Genomic DNA, 14,266 nt, shown 5'->3' on the forward strand with positions numbered 1-14,266 from the left:
TCCAGCCGACCAAGGTCCGCGCCCACCCCTGCCTGGAGGCCGGGAACTCTGAACGAAATATCGGTGAATTTCGTTTCAAGTCACTTCTGCCGAACCTGTCACAAGCCCATCATCACTACGTGTCCTCCCTGCTCACCAGCCCCGTGGTGGACCTCGACACGGGAGCCGTCATCGCGCGCCCGGCGGTCATCGACGCGGCGGGCTACCTCCGCCCCGACCCGCTGCCCGTCGTACTGGAACTGCCCATGCGGATCGTCCTGGGAGGCGCGGGGGCGCTGGCTCCGCTGCACGAAGCGCTGCGGCGGTCGGGCAGGCACCCGCGCGAGGCCATCGTGCTGCTCACCGGCCCGTGCGGGCCCGCCGACCGGCCGCTGCTGACCGTGACGCTCAACGGGCTGCGCAACCTCGGCTACCTGCTGGGCTTCGCCGACGTGGGCGCGGAGAGCGTGCCGCTCGACGTCATCGCCGACGCCTCCCCGTACCTGCTGGCCCTGGCCCCGGAGCCCATCGGAGGGCTGCCGGGCGACCGCCGGCCGGCGGCGGTGGCGCGGTCGGTCGTGGCGCTGGCCCGCGGCCTCGGCGCGCACGCGCTGGTCTCGGGGGTCGAGCGCGAGGCGCAGCTGGCCGCGGTGCGCGGCTGGGAGGTGCGGCTGGCCTGCGGGCCGCTGCTGAGCCCGGGACCCGACGGGAAGGTACGGGTGCCGCTCCCGCCCACCGAGGAGCCGTCGGCCACGGTACAGCTCGGGCCGCGCGTGCAGGAGTTCCTGCTGCCCGCCGTGACGCTGCCCGCCGGGGCCAAGGCGGAGGAGGTGGTGGCGGCGTTCGGGCACGAGCCGTCGATCACCAGTGTGATCCTGGTGGACGAGTACCAGCGGCCCAAGGGGAGCCTTGACCGCAGCCGGTTCCTGCTGTCGTTCGCGGCCCGCTACGGGCACGCGCTGCACGGCGCGAAGCCCGCCCAGCGCCTGGCCGACCCGCCGCGCACGGTGCCGAAGACCACCCCGGCCGTGGCGGCCATGCGGGCGGCCGGCCAGGACTCCGGCCGCGTCTACGACGACCTGGTGGTGACCGACGAGCTGAACCGCTGCCTGGGCATCGTGCGGGTGTCGGACCTCATCCGGCACGTGGCCTGGGCAGGATGATCAATCCAGACGGTCTCAGAGCCACCCCTGTGACTTGGCGCGCTGGACCGCCTCGATGCGGTTGCGGGCGTGCGTCTTCTGGATGGCCGACGACAGGTAGTTGCGCACGGTGCCCTCCGACAGGTGCAGGTGCCGGGCGATGTCGCCGATGGTCGAGCCGTCCACCGCGGCGGCCAGCACGTCCCGTTCGCGCGCCGACAGCGGATTGGGCCCCGCGCTGAGCGCCGCCGCCGCCAGGCCCGGGTCGATGACGCGCTCCCCCGCGTGTACGCGCCTGATCGCCGCCGCCAGCTCCCGGGCCGGGCTGTCCTTGACCAGGAAGGCCACCGCCCCCGCCTCCATGGCGGTCCGCAGGTAACCGGGACGGCCGAACGTGGTCAGGATCATCACCCGGCAGCCGGGCACCTGTGAGGTGATCTCGGCGCTCGCGCTGAGGCCGTCCATGCCGGGCATCTCGATGTCGAGCAGCGCGATGTCAGGGAGTTTCTGGACCGCGACGGCCACGGCCGCCTCGCCGTCGGCCGCCTCGCCGACGACCTCGATGTCGGGCTCCAGGCCGAGCAGCGACGCCAGGGCGCCGCGTACCATGGCCTGGTCCTCGGCCAGGATCACGCGGATCACGCCGCCGCTCCCACGGGGACCAGCACCCGCAGCCGGAAGCCCGCCTTGGCCCCCGGGCCCACCTCGACGTTCCCGCCCGCTTCGCGCACCCGTTCGGTCAGCCCCTGTAAACCACTGCCGAGCCGGACCGGCTCCTCGCCCTGCCCATCGTCCATGATCTCCAGGATGGCGTGTTCGCCGTCGTGCGTCACCTCGATCCGGCAGCGACGCGCCCGCGCGTGCCGTACGACGTTGGTGGTGCCCTCGCGTACCGCCCAGCCGAACAGGCCGTCGAGCAGGCCGGGCAGCGGCGTGCCCGAGACCCGCACCAGTGGCTCCACGCCCGCCGCCCGCAGCACGGCCCTGGCGTTGTCGAGCTCTTCCGGCAGGCTGCGCTGCCGGTAACCGGTGACGGCCTCGCGCACCTCCGTCAGCGCCTTCCTGGCGACGGTCTCGATGTCCTGGATCTCCTGGTGCACCTTCGGGGAGTCCTCGGCCAGCCGCCCGGCCAGCTCGCTCTTGAGCACGATCAGCGAAAGGCTGTGGCCGAGCAGGTCGTGCAGGTCGCGGGCGATGCGCAGCCGCTCGTCCGCCGCGGCGAGCCGGGCCACCTCGCCCTGCGCCTCGCGAAGTTGCACGGCCAGCAGCCTGGTGTTGCGTACGCCGATGAACAGCACGCCCAGCGTGACCACCTCCATCCCCAGGATGAGGAGGGTGGTGCTGTCGGAATGGTGCAGCAGCCCGCCGCCGACGACGACCGCCAGCATTCCGGCGATGCCGAAGCCCGCCCGCCGGGGCGGGAGGATCATGGCGAAGAGCACCGTGGAGTAGATGGGCAGGGCCAGCCAGCCGCCGCCGAAGACCAACGCGCCGACCACCGCCTGCGCCGTGGTGAGGGCGAGCAGCGGGTACGTCGACCGCGACCGCTCCGTCATGCTGCGCGGGCTCACGACGGTCGCCAGGTACGAGATCACGAACGCGATCAGAGACAGCCACGCCCAGACGGCCTTGGCCCCGTGGAACTCCCCGCTCAGGATCTCCCCCACCAGGAGGAACAGGTAGACCATGCCGAAGCAGATCCCGTACAGCCGCCGGTAGCGGGACGAGGTCTCACCCGTCCCGCCGAAGGTAAACCGGTTGGTCCAGCTCATGCCCGAACAGTAGCCCGCCGGTAGGCGTAGGCGGCCGCGCCGCCGAGCACGATCCCCCACGCCACCACGATCAGCGCGTCGGACATGGACACGCCGTGGCCCGCGATCACGTTCCAGCCGAGGCTGGCGTAGTGGTAGGAAGGCATGAAGCCGGCGATGGTCCGCATCGTGCCGCCGATGGCGTCGATGGGAAACCAGAGGCCGCCGAGCAGCGACAGGGCGAACATACAGATCATCGCGGCGGGCTGGGCGGCGTCGGCGCTCAGCAGGGAGCCGATGAACAACCCGAGCGCGATGAACGGGATCGCCCCCACCCACAACGACAGCAGCAGCGCCACCCACTGGCCGGCGGGCATCGACACGCCCTGCTGCAGCACGGCCGCCACGCTGACCAGCAGCAGGGACGGCAGCACGAGGACCATCGCGGCGCCGAGCTTGGTGACGATGATCGCCCAGCTCGGCAGCGGGGTGATCTGCAGCTGACGCAGCCAGCCGGACTGACGCTCCTGCGCCCAGGGCACGGCCGAGCTCATCATGGACGAGGCGAGCGCGCCGTAGGCGGCCATCGACACCAGCAGGTAAGTGCTCATCCGCACGCCGGCCGAGTCCGTCTGGGTGCCGTAGATGTTGGCGTTGATCAGGTAGAACACGACGGGGAACAACACCACGAAGATGATGTACCGGCGGTTGCGCAACATCCGCAGCGCCTCGGTCTTGGCGTAATAGAGCATCAGGACTCCCTGGTGAGGGCGAGGAAGGCGTCCTCTAGGTCGGCGCCGGCGAGGTTCAGGCCGCGCACGTCGAGCGTGGTGCCCCGGTAGAGGCCGGCGAGGGTCGCGTCGGCGTCGGAGGTACGCAGCGTGGCCGTGCCCGCGGCGATCTCCACCGCCGTGACGCCGGGCAGCAGGTCGAGCCCGGCCGCGGGCTGCTCGCCGAGGGTGAAGCGGATGACCTGCCCGCCGACGCCCGCCTTGATCTGCGCGGCGGTGCCGTCGGCGACCACCTTGCCCCTGGCGATGACGATCACCCGGTCGGAGTGCTCGTCGGCCTCCTCCAGGTAGTGCGTGGCGAAGAGCACGGTCCGCCCGCCCGCCGCGTAGGCGCGCATGCTCTCCCAGAACCGCAGCCGGGACTCCACGTCCATGGCCGCGGTCGGCTCGTCCAGCAGCAGCGTCTTGGGCGCGCCCGCGATCGCCAGGGCGAACCTGACGCGCTGGGACTGGCCGCCCGACAGCTTGTTCGCGCGCCGCTTCACCAGGTCGGTGAGGTCGGCCAGCTTGAGGATCTCCGCCAGGTCCAGCGGCTGGGGGTACAGGTTGCGGACCAGGTCGATGAGCTCCTGGACCGTCAGCTCGGGGATGAGCTGGCCGCTCTGCAGCATGGCGCCCATCTGGCCGGCCGCGACCGCCTGGCGGGGAGTGCGGCCGTACACGCTGACCGTCCCCCTGGAGGGCCGCAGCAGGCCGAGCAGCATGTTGATGGAGGTCGACTTGCCGGCGCCGTTGGGGCCGAGCAGGGCCACGGTCTTGCCGGGCTCTATCTCCAGGGACACATCATCGACGGCAAGGACGTCCCCGTAGTCCTTGCTGACGTGGTCGAACACGATGGCGTTCATGACATCAACGCTAGGGCGGTGGATCTTGCCTGGTTAGTGCGTTACTTCCGGGGTTGACGGTGACATTTGTCAGGCGACGCGCCGCACCAGCCCGGTGTCGAGGCTGTAGTAGGCGCCGACCACGGTGGCCTTGCGGGATAACAGGGTGTCGGCCCTCAGCCCCAACACTGTCCGTACGATGTGCGCCCGAACCATGTCGTCCACCTCGCCGTCGTCAACCTCGCCGTCGTCAACCTCGCCGTCGTCCACCTCGCCGCTAGAGCCGGTGTAGACGGGTTCGAGGGCGGCGACGATGCTGGGCAGTTCTCCGGGCAGTGTCTCCCGCTCGCGCAGCGCCCTGGCCGCCGCGATGACGGCGCCGCAGCGCTGGTGTCCCAGGACGACGACGAGGCTGGCGCGTAAGTCCTGCGGGCCGAATTGGACCGCCGCGGTGACGAGCCGGTCGACGGTGTGCGCCGCCGTACGGACGACGAGCAGATCGCCCAGCCCGGCGTCGAAGACGACCTCGGGCGGCACCCGCGAGTCGATGCACGACAGCACCACCGCGTAGGGAGACTGTTCCGCCGCCACCTGCTTCCTGCGGGCGGGATCCTGGCGGGGGCGGCGGGACGCGCCCGCCGCCCAGCGCCGGTTACCGCGCTGCAGTGCCGCCCAGGCCTGCAAGGCGGCGGCATCACAGAACGGGACATAACTACGAGCAAGCGTTTCGTCACCCACAGCTAGGTGATTCCCGGACGGGACATCACCTAGCGGACAGATCTCAGAGGCGGCAGGCGTAGATGTCGGTGGCCAGGATGGCCCTTGCCCCGATCTCCCAGAGCTGGTCCATCACCTGCTGGTGCCCGCGCCGCCGGACCATCACCCGGACGGCGACCCAGCCCTCGCGGTGCAGCGGCGAGACCGTGGGCCCCTCCATGCCGGGCGTGAGCGCGATGGCCTCCTCGATCCGCTCGGCGCGGATGTCGTAGTCCATCATCACGAAGTCGCGGGCGTGCACGACGCCCTGCAGGCGGCGCACGAGCTGCTCGATGCCGGTGTCGGCGCCGTTGCCCTGCTGCCTGATCAGCACGGCCTCGGAGCGCATGATCGGCTCGCCGAACACCTCCAGGCCGACGTTGCGCAGGGTGGTGCCGGTCTCCACGACGTCGGCGACCGCGTCGGCGACGCCCAGCCTGATGGCCGTCTCGACCGCGCCGTCGAGCTTGATGACGCGGGCGTCGACGCCGGACTCCGACAGATATTTGCCGAGCAACCCCGCGTAGGAGGTGGCGATGCGCAGGCCGTCGAGGTCCTTGACCGACGTCATGGCACCCGCCCTGGCGGCCAGCCGGAAGGTGGAGCCGCCGAAGCCGAGCGGCATGATCTCCTCGACGGGGGCGCCGGAGTCGATGCGCATGTCCCGGCCGGTGATGCCGGCGTCGAGCGTGCCCTCGCCGACGTAGACCGCGATGTCGCGCGGGCGCAGGAAGAACAGCTCGCAACCGTTGTCCTCGTCGACGACGACGAGCTCCTTGCTGTCCTTGCGGGTCCGGTAGCCGGCCTCCTTGAGCATGGTCTGGGCGGCCTCACTGAGCGCGCCCTTGTTGGGTACGGCCAGACGCAACATGTCCGTGGTGTCCTTGGTGTCTCGCGGGCTGTTAGGTGTACGGGCTGACGGGCGCGGGCGCCCTAGAGATGCTTGTACACCTCGTCCAGCCCGATGCCCTTGGCGAGCATGAGCACCTGAACGTGGTAGAGCAGCTGGGAGATCTCCTCGGCGGCTCGGTCACTCGACTCGTGCTCGGCGGCCATCCAGCTCTCGGCGGCCTCCTCGACGACCTTCTTGCCGATGGCATGGACGCCGGCGTCGAGGGCGGCCACGGTGCCCGAACCCTCGGGTCGGGTGCGTGCCTTCTCTGACAGCTCGGCGAACAGCTCTTCGAAGGTCTTCATGATCTCTCTCGTTGGTCGGCTGGCATGCGTGACAAGCCTAGTCTGCGCGCGTGGGTCAACGGACCCCTGTCCGCCACGCGAGACGCCCGCGCGGCTATAGCGCTGTTGACTACCACTTCTTACTCCTCTATTGTCACACCGGCTAAATCAATTGTTTGGCGCAATTTTTAGCGATTTATGGAGACTTAGTGTCGACGGAAAGTCCCTTTCCGCATTCGCTCCGTGTTCTACTAAAACCGGAAGTACTCCGAAATCCAGCACCCGTCTATGCCGCCTGGCGAGAAACGGAGCCGTTCTTCTGGTATGGCGAACTCGGCACCTGGGTGCTCACCCGGTATGCCGACTGCGCCGCCGTACTCAAAGGGCTGGACCGTTTCACCTCCGACTGGCGGCGGCTCGGCGAGCGGACGCCCGCCGAGCTGGTCATGTTGCAGACCGTCGATCCGCCCGACCACCCGCCCGTACGGCGGCTGCTCACCGCCGCCTACCGGGCCCAGGACCACGCGGCGCTGGCCGAACGCACCGAGCAGCGGGTACGGCGGCACCTGGCGGCGCTGGCGGGCACCGAGTTCGACTTCGTCCACCGGCTGGCCATCCCGCTGACCGTGGAGACGATCTGTGAGGTCCTGGGAGTGGATCCGCCGGACCTCGACTGGCTCAACTCCGTTTCCCCACCCGTCATCGACACCATGGACGGCGGTCTGCGCCCCGAGGTGATACCGGCGGGCCTGGCCGCGCGGGCCGAACTCGACGCGTTAATAGAACGCTGGATGGTCGAGCATCGCCCGGACGGCATGTTCGCATATATCAGCAAAAAGCTCCCCAGCGCTAGTGTCGACCGCCGCCTGGTGCTGAATTCGCTCCGCTCCACCTTCCACGCCGGCTTCGAATCCTCGGCCCGGTTGCTGACGCTCTCGCTCCTGGCCCTGACCGACAATCCCGACAGCCTCCGCGAATTCTCCAAAAATCCCGATTTAGCGGTTGAAGAGTTGATTCGCTATACCAGCCAGGTCCAGGTGCTCGCCCGCGGCTGCCTGACCGACACCGAGGTCGGCGGCCGGAAGGTCCGCAAGGGAGAGGGTGTGACCTTGATCATCGGGGCCGCCAACCGCGACCCCGCCGCCTTCTCCGACCCCGACGCCCTTCGACTGGACCGTACCCCCAACCCCCACCTCGGCTTCGGCCGCGGCCTGCACGCCTGTTTGGGGGCCGGTGTCGCCGCCATGCAGACCAGGGCGCTGTTCACGGAGCTCGCCCGCGGCTACCCGGCCATCGGGCCGTGCGCCGAGCCGGTGATGTGGGACAGCGGCACCCTGCGCGGGGTACGGACTCTGCCCGTCGAGCTGGGGAGGTGACCAGCCATGCGATACGCCTACTGACCGACGGTCGCCGTGGTCGGGGCAGACCACGGCGACCGACACTTCACCTGGGGGGAACTCGATGAACCAGCCGGCGCCCGCCCGCGCCCGATACCGGGACGCGCTGGCCGTGCCCGAGTTCCGGGCGATCTTCCTGTCGCACGTCGTCTGCATGCTGGGCACGATCGTGACCCAGTTCGCCCTCACCGTGCTGATCTACCGCCAGACCGGCTCGCCCTTCCTGGCGGCGCTGGTGTTCACCGTGGCGTTCGTCCCCTACCTGTTCGGCGGAGTGCTGCTGTCGGCGCTGGCCGACCGGGTGGTGATCCGGCGCCTGCTGGTGGGCTGCAACCTGACGACGGCCGCACTGGCCGCGGCCATGGCGCTGCCCGGCTTACCCGTGGGCGTCGTGCTGGCGCTGGCGTTCGGGATGGGCCTGGTGGCTCCGGTCTTCGCGGGCGCGCGGGCCGCGGTGCTGCCGCGCGTCCTCGACGGCGAGGTCTACATCGCGGGCCGCAGCCTGTTCCGGCTGGTGGCACAGGGCGCGCAGGTGGGCGGGTTCGCGCTCGGCGGGCTGCTGCTCATCGCGCTGGCCCCGCGCGCCGCCCTCCTGCTCAACACGGGCGCCTTCCTGGCGTCGGCGGCGCTGCTCACCGTGGGGGTCGAGGCCCGTCCCGCCGCCGCCTCGGCCCGGTCGCTCTCGCTCGTACGCGACTCGCTGGCGGGGCTCGGGCGGGTCTTCCGGCTGGTACGGCTGCGCCGCGTCCTGGTGTTCGGCTGGGCCGTGCCCGCCATCGGGGTGACACCCGAGGCGCTGGCGGCGCCGTACGCCCACCTGGCCGGGTTCGGGACGGTGGGGCTGGGGCTGCTGATGTCGGCCCTGCCGGTCGGCACGGTCTTGGGTGAGCTCCTGTGCCTGTGGATCCCCTCGCCCGCCCGCCGGCTGCGGCTGGTCGTGCCGCTGGCACTGCTGATGTTCCTGCCGCAACTCGCCTTCGGCCTGCGCCCCGGACTGTCGCTCGCGCTCGGGCTGCTCGTGCTGTCGGGCATGGGCCTGGCGCATCACCTGGGGCTGGACCAGCTCCTCATGGACGCGGCCCCGGAGGAGGTGGTGGGCAGGGCGCTGAGCATCCAGACGGCGGGGCTGATGTTCTGGCAGGGCATCGGCTTCGCTGTGGCGGGCTCGGCCGCCCAGTTACTCGCACCGCCGGTGGTCATCACGGCCGCCGCGGTAGCCGGCCTCGCCCTGGTACCGCTGCTCCGCCCCCGCTAGCACTCCCCCGGGACGCCGGCCACAACGAACCGGTTCCGTCCGCACCCCCGAAGGGAGCATCCCTCCCATCCGCCCCCGCTAGATACCCCCGAAGGGGGCACCCCCCGAGGGACGCCAACCACAACGAGCCGAGTCCTTCCTCTCCCCCGAAGGGGGCGCCCCTCCCAAGGGACGCCAACCACAACGGACCCGCTCCTTCCCTCCCCCGAGGGAGGCACCTCTCCCAAAGGGACGCCAACCACAACGGACCCGCTCCTTCCCCCCGAAGGGGATTTCCCCCTTAAAGGACCCCAGCCACGACGGACCGTGACCGCTTGACCTTGTCGTAGCGTCAACGTGTCCAATAGGGCCCATGAGGATCGGCGAGCTTGCCGCGCTGGCCGGGGTGTCCACCCGGACCGTGCGCCACTACCACCACCTGAACCTTCTCCCCGAGCCCGAACGGCTGGCCAACGGCTACCGAGAGTACCGACTGCGAGACGCCGTGGCCCTCACCCGCGTACGCAGGCTGGCCGAGCTGGGCATGTCCCTGGACGAGATCCGCGACGTCCTGGCCGACGACCAGGGCCGGGAGCTGCGGGAAGTGCTCCTGGAGCTGGACGCCGACCTGGCCCGGCAGCAGGAGACGATCGGCCTCAGACGGAACCGGCTGGCCGCGCTCCTGGCGGAGACGGACCTGCATCCCGACTCGACGGTGTCGCCGGAAATGGCGACGGTGCTGCGCGATCTCTCCGTCGAAGGCTCGAAGTTCGCCGAAATGGACCGGGAGCTGCTGGCGCTGATGGACACCGTGGCCGACCCCGCCGACCGGGCCGAGTTCATCGATCTGTTCCGCCCGCTCACCGAGCCCGAGGCGCTCGCGCGGGGACACGCCCTCTACGCGCGGCTGGACGAGATCGCCGACGCCGACCCCGGCGACCCCCGCGTCACCACGCTCGCCGCCGACCTCGCCGCGCACCTTCCCGACGAGATGGCGACGGCGATGCTCGCGAACCTGGACGCGGCTCCCGACCACCTGCGCCCGCCCACCCCCGGGGACGCGGATGGCGGGCAGTGGCTGACGACGATGTACGGCGAGCTGCCCGCCGCCCAGGCCGAGGTGTTCCGGCTGGTCATGGTCATGCTGAAGGAGCGAGCGTGATGGTGCGGATCGCGCGCGCCGTGCTGTTCGCCATGGTGCCCATGGAGCTGCTGCTCGCGGTCCTGCTCGTGTCCGGCGTGTCGCTGCCCGGCCCGCTGGTCGCGGCGGCCGAGGCGGCCGTCGTCGCCGTGCTCGTCCTGGAGGCGGCGACCCTGTACCGGCTGTTCGGAGCCGAGCGCCGAGGCGGCGCGGACCGGCGGACGGCGTTACGGGCGGCCTATGGGCGGCTGGTCCCCGACCAGGTGCGGCGGATCATGGGGTTCGACGTGAAGGGCATGGTCAGCCTCGTCCTGTGGGTCGCGCGGCGTCGCCACGGCGTGCCGTACGGCGCCACCGCCCTCTCCTACTCCCGCGCGCAGACCACCACGATGATGATCTTCCTGTTCGCGATGGTCGTGGAGCTGATCGTCGCGGAGATCCTGCTGCGGGCGTTCGGCGCGCCGGTCGGCCTGCGCACCGTGTTCCTCGTGGCCGACGCCTATACGGTCCTGATCGTGCTCGCGGCCATCGCGGCCTGCGTCACCCGGCCCCACGTCGTCTCCGCCGACGAGGTACGCATCCGCTACGGCGCGTTCTTCGACCTGCGCGTCCCCCGCGAGCGGATCGCCCAGGTACGCCAGGTCCGCGACTTCAACGAGAACGGCACGATCAAGGTGGAGGGCGACCGCCTGGTCGTGGCGGTGGCCTCCCAGACCAACCTGATCCTCGAACTGACCGAACCGATCATCGCCGTCCGTCCCCTCGGCCGCCGCGCCGAGGCCAGGGTGATCCGCTTCTTCGCCGACGATCCAGGAGCCGCGATCCACGCGCTGCGATCCCGCCGGGAACACGCGCCCGAATCCTGAGACCAATCAGCAGGAAACGGGCCCCGCCGTACCCCCGATGCAAGAAAACGGCGCTGCCCGCCGTAGCCCCGATGAAGGGGTACGGCGGGCAGCGCCGTGCGTTGATCAGCGTCGGCCACCGGCGCTCACCGGTGGTCCGCCGGGGTCAGCGGTCGAAGCGGCGGCCGGTGCCGCTGCGGAAACCGCCCTGACGGTCATCGGAGCGGTAGCCGCCCTGACGGTCGTTGGAACGGTAGCCGCCACCCTGACGGTCGTCGGTGCGGGCGGGACGGTCGCGGTCGGCCGAGAACGGGCGGCCACGGTCGCCACCGGGGGCGCGGGTGCCTCGGTCGTCCGTGCGGTAGCCGCCGCCACGCGGGCCGCGGTCGTCGGAACGGAAGCCACCCTGACGGTCGTCCGAGCGGTAGCCGCCCTGACGGTCGTTGGAACGGTAGCCGCCACTCTGACGGTCGTCCGAGCGCGGTCCGCTCTGACGGTCGTCGGAGCGGTAGCCGCCGCGCGGGGCGTCCGAGCGGGCCGGGCGGTCGTCGCCGCGGTAGCCGCCGCCACGCGGGCCACGGTCACCGCCACGGTAGCCGCCGCCCTGGCCGCGGTCGCCGCCCCGGTCGTCACCGGAGGTGCGGGGCTCCTGCGAGCCGCCCTCGGCGTGCCGGCGCGGGTAGCGGTCGTCACCGTCGTGACGACGGGGGCGCCGGTCGTCGCCCGCGACGAAGGGGCGCTGGCCGTCGTCGTGACGACGGGGTCGGCGCTCGCCGTCGAACTCGCGGCGCGGACGGCGTCCACGCCGGTCGGAGCCACTGTGGCCGCCTTCGCGGCGGGGACGCAGCGGCTTGCGGACGTCGGGCTCCCAGACGGGGATGGGCTCGCCACTCGGGACGCGGGCGCCCGTCACCTCGGCCAGACGGGGGTGGCCCGGCTCGGCCTTGAGGCGGAACGGGTGGATCCCGGCCCGGCGGGTGAGCTGGTCGGTCGACCGGCGCTCGCTCGGCAGCACCAGGGTGACCACGGTGCCCTTCTCGCCGGCGCGGGCGGTGCGGCCGCCGCGGTGCAGGTAGCTCTTGTGATCCTGCGGCGGGTCGACGTGCAGCACGAGGCTGATGTTGTCGACGTGGATGCCGCGCGCCGCGACGTCGGTGCAGACGAGCACGTTGACAGAGCCCTCACGGAACTCGGCCAGGATGCGGGTGCGCTGGTTCTGGCGCTTGCCGCCGTGCAGGCCGCCCGACTTGATGCCGACGCGGGCCAGCTGCTTGCAGAGCCGGTCGACGCCGTGCTGGGTGCGGACGAAGATGATCGTACGGCCCTCGCGGTTGGCGATCTCCGCGGTGACGTCGAACTTGTCGTCGCGCGTCACCTGGATCACGTGGTGCTCCATGAGCTCGACCGGGGAGGTCGCGGGAGCCACCGAGTGGGTGATCGGGTCCTTGAGGAAGCGCCGCACCAGCTTGTCGACGTCGCCGTCGAGCGTGGCCGAGAACAGCAGCCGCTGACCGTCGGCCGGAGTCTGCGCGAGCAGCTCGGTGACGACGGGGAAGAAGCCCAGGTCGCACATGTGGTCGGCCTCGTCGAGGACGCTGACCTCGATGTCGCCCAGCGAGCACTCGCCCTGGCGGATGAGGTCGCCCAGGCGGCCGGGGGTGGCGATGACGACGTCGACGCCGCGGCGCAGCGCCTCGATCTGCTTGCCCATCGACATGCCGCCGACGATGACCTTCATCCGCAGGCCGAGGCCCCGGCCGAGCGGCTCAAGGGCGTCGTGCACCTGGAGCGCGAGCTCACGGGTGGGGACGAGGATCATCGCGCGGGGGCGGCCCGGGGTGGGCCGGACGCCGGAGATGCGGGCCATGAGGGGCAGGCCGAAGGCGAGGGTCTTGCCGGAGCCGGTCTGGCCGCGGCCGAGCACGTTGGCGCCGGTGAGGACGTCGGGGATGGTCGCGCTCTGGATGGGGAACGGGCTGGCAATGCCCTGCTTGGCCAGCCCGGTGACGAGCGGCTTGGGCAGGCCGAGCTCCTCGAACCCGGGACCCGCCTCGGGGGTGCTCTCGTCGAGCTCGGGCAGGACCTCGTTGAACTCGGGCAGGACAGCGTCAAGCATGGTCACGAACTTCGTGCCTTTCAGTCGAAGTGGCGCGTCACTTCTGCGAAAAGGACGAGCCGGGACGTACGGCGGTGCCGTACTTCATTGCGAGGCGCAGGTGGTCGGCACCTGCTGGGTGGGGACTGGCCCGGAGGACAGGCCGTCTACGCGCACCCATTTGCCGGCCGCAGGCGGCGTTGAAACGCACATTGGTGCGCTAGGTGCACGTGTTGCCAACACGGGGAAGACACCATGTATTCCCCGACTTGTCTGAATTTCAGACTTTGGCAGGCTGAAGCGGCTGACACCGAGATGCCAGCCGTACAGCAACGATCAGACGTTGAAGCCTAGCATACGAAGCTGCTCGCGCCCTTCGTCAGTGATCTTGTCCGGTCCCCACGGCGGGAGCCAGACCCAATTGATCTTAACATCGGAAACCATGCCCTCGAGCGCGGAATGCGCCTGATCCTCGATGACATCGGTCAGCGGGCAGGCCGCGCTGGTCAGCGTCATGTCGATGGTGGCCACGGGCTGGCCGCCCTCGGCGGGGTCGAGATTGAGCCCGTAGATCAGGCCCAGGTCGACGACGTTGATGCCGAGCTCGGGGTCGACGACGTCCTTGAGCGCCTCCATGACCTCGTCGACGGTGGCCTCACCGTCGAACCCGGTCGGTGTCTCCACCGGCTTGCTCATCGGGCAGCACTCCTCACTACAGCGTCCTTGTAGGCCATCCACGACAGCAGCGCGCACTTCACGCGCGCGGGGAACTTGGCCACGCCCGCGAACGCCACCGCGTCGCCGAGCACGTCCTCGTCGGCCTCCACCTTGCCCCTGCCCTGCATGAGGCGGGTGAACTCGTCGACCACGGACAGCGTCTCCTCGACCGTCGAGCCGGTGGTCAGCTCGTGCAGCACAGAGGCGGCGGCCTGGCTGATCGAACAGCCCTGCCCATCGTAGGAGACGTCCTCGATCTTGCCGGCGTCGCCCAGCTTGACCCGGAGCGTGATCTCGTCGCCGCAGGTGGGGTTCACGTGGTGAACCTCGGCGTCGTAGGGATCACGCAGCCCCCGCCCCTGCGGGTGCTTGTAGTGTTCCAGGATCAGTTCCTGGTACATCGACTCGCCGATCATGG

The 14,266-nt window shown here is 70.6% G+C and carries 15 protein-coding genes; 5 read left to right on the top strand and 10 right to left on the bottom strand.

Going from position 1 to position 14,266, the window contains the following annotated elements; translation table 11 throughout:
• The first annotated feature begins 119 nt into the window (after window positions 1-119).
• Window positions 120-1,142: an EAL domain-containing protein gene (locus ACIBO2_RS51140; RefSeq protein WP_358540561.1), complete on the top strand. Its 1,023-nt coding sequence runs from the start codon at window positions 120-122 to the stop codon at window positions 1,140-1,142.
• A 15-nt stretch (window positions 1,143-1,157) separates the two neighbouring features.
• On the opposite strand, the gene ACIBO2_RS51145 is transcribed toward ACIBO2_RS51140, so the two are convergent.
• The 7 genes from ACIBO2_RS51145 to ACIBO2_RS51175 form a co-directional block, all read right to left on the bottom strand.
• Window positions 1,158-1,763, bottom strand: coding sequence for a response regulator transcription factor (locus ACIBO2_RS51145; protein ID WP_358540559.1), 606 nt, complete (start codon window positions 1,761-1,763; stop codon window positions 1,158-1,160).
• Complete coding sequence (locus tag ACIBO2_RS51150; RefSeq protein ID WP_358540556.1) at window positions 1,760-2,893, bottom strand: sensor histidine kinase; 1,134 nt, start codon at window positions 2,891-2,893, stop codon at window positions 1,760-1,762. Before ACIBO2_RS51150 ends, ACIBO2_RS51145 begins: the two co-directional genes overlap by 4 nt.
• Window positions 2,890-3,624, bottom strand: a complete 735-nt coding sequence (locus ACIBO2_RS51155) for an ABC transporter permease (RefSeq protein WP_358540553.1) — start codon at window positions 3,622-3,624, stop codon at window positions 2,890-2,892. The genes ACIBO2_RS51150 and ACIBO2_RS51155 overlap by 4 nt, the downstream gene beginning before the upstream one ends.
• Window positions 3,624-4,508, bottom strand: a complete 885-nt coding sequence (locus ACIBO2_RS51160) for an ABC transporter ATP-binding protein (protein WP_397304701.1) — start codon at window positions 4,506-4,508, stop codon at window positions 3,624-3,626. Before ACIBO2_RS51160 ends, ACIBO2_RS51155 begins: the two co-directional genes overlap by 1 nt.
• Window positions 4,509-4,577: 69 nt before the next feature.
• Window positions 4,578-5,225: a carbonic anhydrase gene (locus ACIBO2_RS51165; protein ID WP_358540550.1), complete on the bottom strand. Its 648-nt coding sequence runs from the start codon at window positions 5,223-5,225 to the stop codon at window positions 4,578-4,580.
• A gap of 43 nt (window positions 5,226-5,268) precedes the next feature.
• Window positions 5,269-6,114 (bottom strand): ATP phosphoribosyltransferase, encoded by an 846-nt coding sequence (hisG, locus tag ACIBO2_RS51170; protein ID WP_358540548.1) that lies wholly within the window; start codon window positions 6,112-6,114, stop codon window positions 5,269-5,271.
• A gap of 62 nt (window positions 6,115-6,176) precedes the next feature.
• Complete coding sequence (locus tag ACIBO2_RS51175; protein WP_357958461.1) at window positions 6,177-6,440, bottom strand: phosphoribosyl-ATP diphosphatase; 264 nt, start codon at window positions 6,438-6,440, stop codon at window positions 6,177-6,179.
• Window positions 6,441-6,763: 323 nt separating this feature from the next.
• Between ACIBO2_RS51175 and ACIBO2_RS51180 the strand changes: the two genes are divergently transcribed.
• From ACIBO2_RS51180 to ACIBO2_RS51195, 4 genes are all read left to right on the top strand, one after another.
• On the top strand, window positions 6,764-7,795 hold the full coding sequence (locus tag ACIBO2_RS51180; protein ID WP_358540545.1) for a cytochrome P450: 1,032 nt from the start codon (window positions 6,764-6,766) through the stop codon (window positions 7,793-7,795).
• A gap of 85 nt (window positions 7,796-7,880) precedes the next feature.
• Window positions 7,881-9,071, top strand: coding sequence for an MFS transporter (locus ACIBO2_RS51185; protein ID WP_358540543.1), 1,191 nt, complete (start codon window positions 7,881-7,883; stop codon window positions 9,069-9,071).
• Window positions 9,072-9,423: 352 nt separating this feature from the next.
• Window positions 9,424-10,212 (top strand): MerR family transcriptional regulator, encoded by a 789-nt coding sequence (locus ACIBO2_RS51190; RefSeq protein WP_397304702.1) that lies wholly within the window; start codon window positions 9,424-9,426, stop codon window positions 10,210-10,212.
• Window positions 10,212-11,057 (top strand): hypothetical protein, encoded by an 846-nt coding sequence (locus ACIBO2_RS51195; protein WP_358541390.1) that lies wholly within the window; start codon window positions 10,212-10,214, stop codon window positions 11,055-11,057. The genes ACIBO2_RS51190 and ACIBO2_RS51195 overlap by 1 nt, the downstream gene beginning before the upstream one ends.
• A gap of 145 nt (window positions 11,058-11,202) precedes the next feature.
• On the opposite strand, the gene ACIBO2_RS51200 is transcribed toward ACIBO2_RS51195, so the two are convergent.
• The 3 genes from ACIBO2_RS51200 to sufU form a co-directional block, all read right to left on the bottom strand.
• Window positions 11,203-13,152 (bottom strand): DEAD/DEAH box helicase, encoded by a 1,950-nt coding sequence (locus tag ACIBO2_RS51200; RefSeq protein WP_358540538.1) that lies wholly within the window; start codon window positions 13,150-13,152, stop codon window positions 11,203-11,205.
• Between the two features lie 315 nt (window positions 13,153-13,467).
• Window positions 13,468-13,827: a metal-sulfur cluster assembly factor gene (locus ACIBO2_RS51205; protein WP_357656615.1), complete on the bottom strand. Its 360-nt coding sequence runs from the start codon at window positions 13,825-13,827 to the stop codon at window positions 13,468-13,470.
• Window positions 13,824-14,264, bottom strand: coding sequence for a Fe-S cluster assembly sulfur transfer protein SufU (gene sufU / locus ACIBO2_RS51210; protein WP_225291366.1), 441 nt, complete (start codon window positions 14,262-14,264; stop codon window positions 13,824-13,826). Before sufU ends, ACIBO2_RS51205 begins: the two co-directional genes overlap by 4 nt.
• Between the last annotated feature and the right edge of the window lie 2 nt (window positions 14,265-14,266).

It is taken from the genome of Nonomuraea sp. NPDC050022 (assembly GCF_044460705.1).
In the GTDB taxonomy this organism is placed as follows: Bacteria; Actinomycetota; Actinomycetes; order Streptosporangiales; family Streptosporangiaceae; genus Nonomuraea.

Excerpts from the sequence above, each read along its gene's own strand:
- ACIBO2_RS51150 (WP_358540556.1), bottom strand. The coding sequence starts at position 2,893 with ATGAGCTGGACCAACCGGTTTACCTTCGGCGGGACGGGTGAGACCTCG.
- ACIBO2_RS51155 (WP_358540553.1), bottom strand. The coding sequence starts at position 3,624 with ATGCTCTATTACGCCAAGACCGAGGCGCTGCGGATGTTGCGCAACCGC.
- ACIBO2_RS51160 (WP_397304701.1), bottom strand. The coding sequence starts at position 4,508 with ATGAACGCCATCGTGTTCGACCACGTCAGCAAGGACTACGGGGACGTC.
- hisG (WP_358540548.1), bottom strand. The coding sequence starts at position 6,114 with ATGTTGCGTCTGGCCGTACCCAACAAGGGCGCGCTCAGTGAGGCCGCC.
- ACIBO2_RS51175 (WP_357958461.1), bottom strand. The coding sequence starts at position 6,440 with ATGAAGACCTTCGAAGAGCTGTTCGCCGAGCTGTCAGAGAAGGCACGC.
- ACIBO2_RS51185 (WP_358540543.1), top strand. The coding sequence starts at position 7,881 with ATGAACCAGCCGGCGCCCGCCCGCGCCCGATACCGGGACGCGCTGGCC.
- ACIBO2_RS51190 (WP_397304702.1), top strand. The coding sequence starts at position 9,424 with ATGAGGATCGGCGAGCTTGCCGCGCTGGCCGGGGTGTCCACCCGGACC.
- ACIBO2_RS51195 (WP_358541390.1), top strand. The coding sequence starts at position 10,212 with ATGGTGCGGATCGCGCGCGCCGTGCTGTTCGCCATGGTGCCCATGGAG.
- ACIBO2_RS51200 (WP_358540538.1), bottom strand. The coding sequence starts at position 13,152 with ATGCTTGACGCTGTCCTGCCCGAGTTCAACGAGGTCCTGCCCGAGCTC.
- ACIBO2_RS51205 (WP_357656615.1), bottom strand. The coding sequence starts at position 13,827 with ATGAGCAAGCCGGTGGAGACACCGACCGGGTTCGACGGTGAGGCCACC.
- sufU (WP_225291366.1), bottom strand. The coding sequence starts at position 14,264 with ATGATCGGCGAGTCGATGTACCAGGAACTGATCCTGGAACACTACAAG.